The following is a 710-nucleotide window of genomic DNA, read 5'->3' as shown; positions in this document are numbered from 1 at the left end:
CACGGCCGCCACGACCGGCTTGGGGATGCGGGCCACGGCCGTCAGGGCGTTCTGGAGGCCGCGCGAGTACTCCAGCATCTGGGCGTGGGTGAGATGCGCCATCTCCTTGATGTCGGCACCGGCCACGAACGCGCGCTCCCCGCCGTAGAGCACCACGGAGCGCACGGCGGCGTCCGTCGACACCTCGGCCGCCGCCTCCGCGATCTCCCTGGTCACCTGTGCGTTCAGCGCGTTGAGCGCCTTGGGCCGGTCCACCCGGATCACGGCGACCGCGGGGTGCTCCTTGTCGGTCTCCACGCGCACGAACTCGCCCACGGGTTCCACCTCATTCGTTCGACGACAGTGTCTTCGGACTAGCAGTTACTTGGACTACCTATCACCCGGGTCAGGCGAAGAGCAGCACCAGGGTCCCCAGACTCCCGGAGACCGTGTAGGCCGCCACGAGCAACGCGACCGCGGCCACCAGCAGCGCCGTGTCCGCGCGGCGCCAGTGGCTGGTCCGGGCCCAGGAACGGGGACCGGTGCCGAACGCACGCGCGTCCATGGCGGTGGCCAGCAGCGTTCCGGTGCGGATCGAGCGCACCAGCAGCGCGAACAACCGCCCGAAGAACAGCGGGACCACCCGGAGCGGGTTGCGCCCGGCCTCCAACCCGCGCGCCCGCCGCGCGAGGGTGATGGTGCGCCACTGGTGGGCGAGCAGCGGGATGAGC

The 710-nt window shown here is 71.3% G+C and carries 2 protein-coding genes (1 of these 2 running past the window's edge); both read right to left on the bottom strand.

Annotated elements, in window-relative coordinates:
• On the bottom strand, window positions 1-324 hold the start of the coding sequence (locus tag D471_RS0108630; RefSeq protein WP_017598248.1) for an enoyl-CoA hydratase/isomerase family protein. 450 nt of this gene lie to the left of the window's left edge; only the first 324 of its 774 coding nucleotides appear in the window; it begins with the start codon at window positions 322-324; its stop codon lies off the left edge, out of view.
• A gap of 61 nt (window positions 325-385) precedes the next feature.
• Window positions 386-710: energy-coupling factor transporter transmembrane component T (locus D471_RS0108625; protein WP_017598247.1), on the bottom strand; the 325-nt coding region annotated here is incomplete at its 5' end.

Origin of the sequence: Nocardiopsis lucentensis DSM 44048 (assembly GCF_000341125.1) — a bacterium.
In the GTDB taxonomy this organism is placed as follows: Bacteria; Actinomycetota; Actinomycetes; order Streptosporangiales; family Streptosporangiaceae; genus Nocardiopsis; species Nocardiopsis lucentensis.
This window is presented reverse-complemented; position numbering and strand designations above follow the sequence as displayed.